At 45.4% G+C, this 4,479-nt stretch carries 5 protein-coding genes and 1 pseudogene; 2 read left to right on the top strand and 4 right to left on the bottom strand.

The window, feature by feature from the left end; all coding sequences use genetic code 11:
* Positions 1 to 931 precede the first annotated feature (931 nt).
* Entirely contained in the window at positions 932 to 1,579 is a 648-nt protein-coding gene (rpsB, locus tag BP896_RS06360; RefSeq protein ID WP_291766837.1) for a 30S ribosomal protein S2, read from the top strand.
* 3 nt (positions 1,580 to 1,582) lie between these two features.
* On the opposite strand, the gene BP896_RS06355 is transcribed toward rpsB, so the two are convergent.
* From BP896_RS06355 to BP896_RS06345, 3 genes are read right to left on the bottom strand one after another with little or no spacing between them, the layout of a single operon-like run.
* Positions 1,583 to 2,440 (bottom strand): DMT family transporter, encoded by an 858-nt coding sequence (locus BP896_RS06355; RefSeq protein WP_291766836.1) that lies wholly within the window; start codon positions 2,438 to 2,440, stop codon positions 1,583 to 1,585.
* A gap of 26 nt (positions 2,441 to 2,466) precedes the next feature.
* On the bottom strand, positions 2,467 to 2,865 hold the full coding sequence (locus BP896_RS06350; RefSeq protein ID WP_291766833.1) for an RNA-binding domain-containing protein: 399 nt from the start codon (positions 2,863 to 2,865) through the stop codon (positions 2,467 to 2,469).
* Positions 2,865 to 3,401 carry an AAA family ATPase gene (locus BP896_RS06345; RefSeq protein WP_291766831.1) on the bottom strand — a complete coding sequence of 179 codons (537 nt, stop codon included), beginning with the start codon at positions 3,399 to 3,401 and terminating at the stop codon, positions 2,865 to 2,867. The genes BP896_RS06350 and BP896_RS06345 overlap by 1 nt, the downstream gene beginning before the upstream one ends.
* A gap of 88 nt (positions 3,402 to 3,489) precedes the next feature.
* On the opposite strand from BP896_RS06345, the gene BP896_RS06340 reads away from it, so the two are divergent.
* Positions 3,490 to 3,951 (top strand): hypothetical protein, encoded by a 462-nt coding sequence (locus BP896_RS06340; RefSeq protein WP_291766829.1) that lies wholly within the window; start codon positions 3,490 to 3,492, stop codon positions 3,949 to 3,951.
* Positions 3,952 to 4,003: 52 nt separating this feature from the next.
* Here the strand turns inward: BP896_RS06340 and BP896_RS06335 are convergent.
* A pseudogene (locus tag BP896_RS06335) lies at positions 4,004 to 4,479 on the bottom strand (hypothetical protein); the annotation flags it as partial.

Below are 4,479 nucleotides of genomic sequence, written 5' to 3'. Positions count from 1 at the left end.
TGGTATGACTATTGCCAGTGGCTCAGCCAGCGCAGTGAGCATAGTTGTTCCAGCCGGTACCTATAGTTTAAGTGGAGTAGTGAGTGGCGTGCCGTTAACACCAATGAGTGTATCAGTGGCTACTGGGCAAATAGCCTCAGCCACAATACCTGTTGGTAAGATTGCAGTCAGCTTCGCCGGTGGCCTAATACCAAGCAGTTACTCACTAGCCCTACAGTACAGTGGTANNGACTATTGCCAGTGGCTCAGCCAGTGACGTTAGTATAGTTGTGCCGAGTGGAACATACTCACTGATCGGTAATGTGAGTGGCGTTGCATTATCACCAATAACCGTTGCCGTGTCTGCTGGTTCACAGGCATCAGTGAGTGTACCAGTTAGCCAGCTGAGTGTTGCAGCCTACACTGCTAATGGTGTGCAGTTGAGTAATGCGCAGATTGCCGTAACATACAGTGGTAAGCAGATTGCAGCTGGTGTTGGTTCACTAAGCGTTATTGTACCGGGTGGTGTATCATACACCATTAGTGTTAGCGCCTATGGTGTAACCAACTCAACCACAGTGACTCCAACAGTTGGCTCAGTGATGAGTGTTAGGGCTATAGTGCCGATAAGTGGTTACGTAATATTCGGTGCCTTCGTACCGTTGAGTACGCTAATACTGGTGGCAGTCATAATACTGATAGTGATAATAATAATAGTAGTGCTACTAATAGAGTACGGTAATTGGAGGAGGAGGAGGTTGGCAGGCGGCTTATTTGGACCTGGCGCTAAGTGAGGGAACTTAAATTGAATGATGGGTTTCAAATCCTTTTATTAAAATCCTTTTTCTTTTCCCCTCCCCATAATTTTTCAATTCTTACCCTGTTAATGGGATTAATCCTAATATGGCTTCATTATGCTAAAATTTAAATAAAGCCAGTACTTGGGTTCTTAATGAGTAATGAAACTAAGCAACCTGAGCAGGGGGAGGAGTATTTAGTGCCTGTGGAGAGGTATATGGCTGCTGCAGTTAGGTTGGGGGCAAGGGTCTCCAATAATTACCTGCAGGAGAGGGGCTTCATATTCACCGTTAGGCCTGATGGCTTAAGGATATTTAACTTGAAGAGGATTGATGAGAGGATTAGGATTGCTGCAAGAATGATTACCAGGTATCAGCCATCCAGGGTTATGGTACACTCCATTAAGCCGTATGCCTTTAAGCCAATTCAAATGTTCTGTAAGTTCGTAGGCTGCCTACCAGTTACCGGTAGGTTAATCCCAGGTACATTAACCAACCCCTACTTAGCGCACCACATTGACATTGACCTACTCATGGTTGCTGACCCAAAGACAGACTTCCAGGCAATTAATGAGGCATCATTAACTGGAATACCAGTGATAGCTTTAGTGGATACTGATAGTGACCCAACTTTCATTGACTTAATGATACCCTGCAATAATAAGGGTAGGAATAGCCTAGCCCTAGTCTTCTGGCTACTGGCCAGGCAGGTGCTTAGGGAGAGGGGTGAGTTGAAGCCCAATGAGGACTTACCGGTTAGCTGGGAGGAGTTCAGGGTTCCTGTTGGCCAATCTCAACCGTAAGGGTTAAGGCATTAACCCACCCCTTATTGATAAGTACACTCCAATTAAAGTCACCACCATTGATGCGGCTTCAATTAAATTCACCGGCTGGTGGAGAAGCATATACGCTAGTATGGTTGAGCCAGCTGGTTCAATTAATGTTACTGTTGACACCACAGTGGCTGGGAGGTACTTTAGGGAGTAGTTTAGGAGTGTGTGGCCCATTAACATGGGTCCAGCCACTATTAAGGCAATCATAACCAGCGACTTAACGCTGGGTGGGGTTAAGTTAATCCCCATTATTAACGCCACTGGTGCCGTGAATAAGGCTGCTAATGCGTAAACTAGTGTTGAGTAAACTGAGGTAGGTGCCTTAACTCTAGATAATTCACCAATAATAAAGTAGAATGCTCCTGAGGCTGATCCAGCTAAGGCTAATGCATCGCCCAGTAGGTTACCTGTATTTAAACCGTAGGATGAGTACATCATTACCGCCACACCTATTAATGCTAGGGAAGCCCCAATCACTGTTAAGCCACTAACCCTCCTTCCAATAGCTAATGTAATTGGTATTGTGAACACTGAGTACGTGGAAACTATGGTGACGCTCATGGCTACTGTAGTGTAGTATAGTGATGTTATCCAAGTCATGAAGTGAATGGCTAAGGCTAAACCACCTAATGCAAGAAGCTTCAGGGGTATGTTTAGGCCTTGCCCCCTCAAGTCCTTAATCATGAGTGGCGTTAAGGCTAATGATGCAAGTGCAGTCCTCCAGAAGGATACTGCAATGGGGTTCATCCCACTCCAGATTATTAGTATTGATGCCCATGATATGGTGAAGCCCGCCACAGCCAATGATACTACGGCGTTGGTTTTACTCATATCAACGCCTTAAACTGCACTTAGGCTCAACCTGAGGTTAACCACATTATTAATTGCTGTGGGTTACTTGACCTCACCCTAATTGTTATTGGGCCTAGGGGGCTCTCCACCTCACCCATGGCGAAGGAAAGCACCCCCACGTAGGCTGCCTGCTTATTAACATTAATAACAACCTCATCACCCACCACACTGTGGTTGAGTAAATCCCTTGCAGTATCCCTAATCCTCTCCCTCCTTATTAAATCCCTAAGCCTACTTAGGTAACTCAACCCCCTAGCCTTACCGTGAACATACTTAACCCCATTAACCTCAATAACCTCCAACTCATCAAGCTCAATAATGTTTAACACAGCCCTCTTAACCTTAACCTCACTCTCAGTGGGCTTAACCTCAGCGTAAACCTCAACCTCAACTTCCCCCATCATTAGGCTTCACCGTAAACCTCCCTCACTATTAAAGCAACCCTACTCCTCAAATCCTCCATACTTAACCCCTCATTAACTATAACGTAATCAGCCAAGCCAATTAAATCCCCCAGGCCGAAGGCAAGCTCCCTGTAATCCCTAGCCATTAAATCCCCTATGCTCTTAGGGTCATCAGGCCTACCCCTATTAGCCAACCTCCTAAACCTAACCCCAAGGCTAGCCACAGTGAATATCAACTTAACTTCACCGTACTCCTCCCTAAAGGCCTCATACTCCTCCCTACTCCTAAGGCCCTCAATAGCCACCCTACCATCCTTAAGCCTACGTAAATCCTCTAATACTAGCCTTGCAATAATCCTGGAGCCATACATTACCCTGAGCCTAGCTGCAGCTTCACCACTATTAATCCCCATTTTCTCAGCCTCCCTCCTAACGTAATCACCCATTACAATAACCCTAAACCCCATTTCAGCCAATAAGCCACTCACTGTTGACTTCCCTGAACCAGGTAAGCCAGCTATGCATAGTATGGGCACAGTCCACGCCCCACACTGGGCTTAAATTACTTAACTACCATTAATTAGGCATTAGGGTTTTAAGCATTACTATAGTGCACCCACTTAAATGGAATTAGTCCTAATGTCCATTAAGCCAGGCTTCGGTGATGCAATACTGGATGGTAGGAAGAAGGCGGAATTAAGGAGAATTGTAAATGGCCCATTAACCCCAGGTGATACTGTGGTCCTTTACTTATCATCCCCAAGGAAGGCCATTGAGGGATTCTTTAAGGCTGAGAGGGTTTACATTGGTAGGAGGGGTGAGTTAATGAGGATTGCCAAGGAGCTTGGGGGCCTTGGTTTAAGGGAGGGGGATTGGAATTACGTTGATGAGGATAGGGAGGGAATGATGATTATTGTTTCGGAACCGAGGAGGTGCATTAAACCTCTTGCACTGGATCAATTAATCAGCATGTTCCCCTGGTTTAAACCACCCTTAAGCTACACTAGGCTTAAGCCAAATAGCGACGTCTACTGGTTAATCTTCAGGAGGTGCATTGAACCATACTTCAGGAGCCTATGGAAGTGAAGCACCTTATTAAAGGGGGATCCTCATCCTACACCATAAGGGTTAAGGAGCCTCATGACTGCTCCCCCTCTTTACCCTTCTTCAACATGGCTAATCCAACCATTATTGATGCGTATATGTGTAGTTTCCAGGCTTCAGGGTATTCGCCGTACTCCTTAATAATCTTCCTTGCTAAATCCCTCAACTCAATAGCCTCATCATAGGTTAAATCATCCTTATCAAGGAGCTCCTTAAGCCTCTCATACTCCTCCTTACTTAATGGGTTAACCCTAATTAACCTCATGATCCTCTTGGCCTCATTCCTAACCATATCAGCCTTATCCCTCTTAATAACACCCTCAGTAGTTAGGAATTCAACGAAGAACTCCTGGTAATCCCCAAAGGCCTCAGCAACCCTATCAACCCTATCACCCAACTGATTAAACCTAGCGTCAATATCCTTAAACCTCACATCCATGTAACTTCTTGATTCACTGAACCTTAAGTCAACGTAACCCTTCAGCTCATTAAACCTAGAATCAACGTAAC

It is taken from the genome of Caldivirga sp. UBA161 (assembly GCF_002506515.1).
GTDB lineage: Archaea > Thermoproteota > Thermoprotei > Thermoproteales > Thermocladiaceae > Caldivirga.
This window is presented reverse-complemented; position numbering and strand designations above follow the sequence as displayed.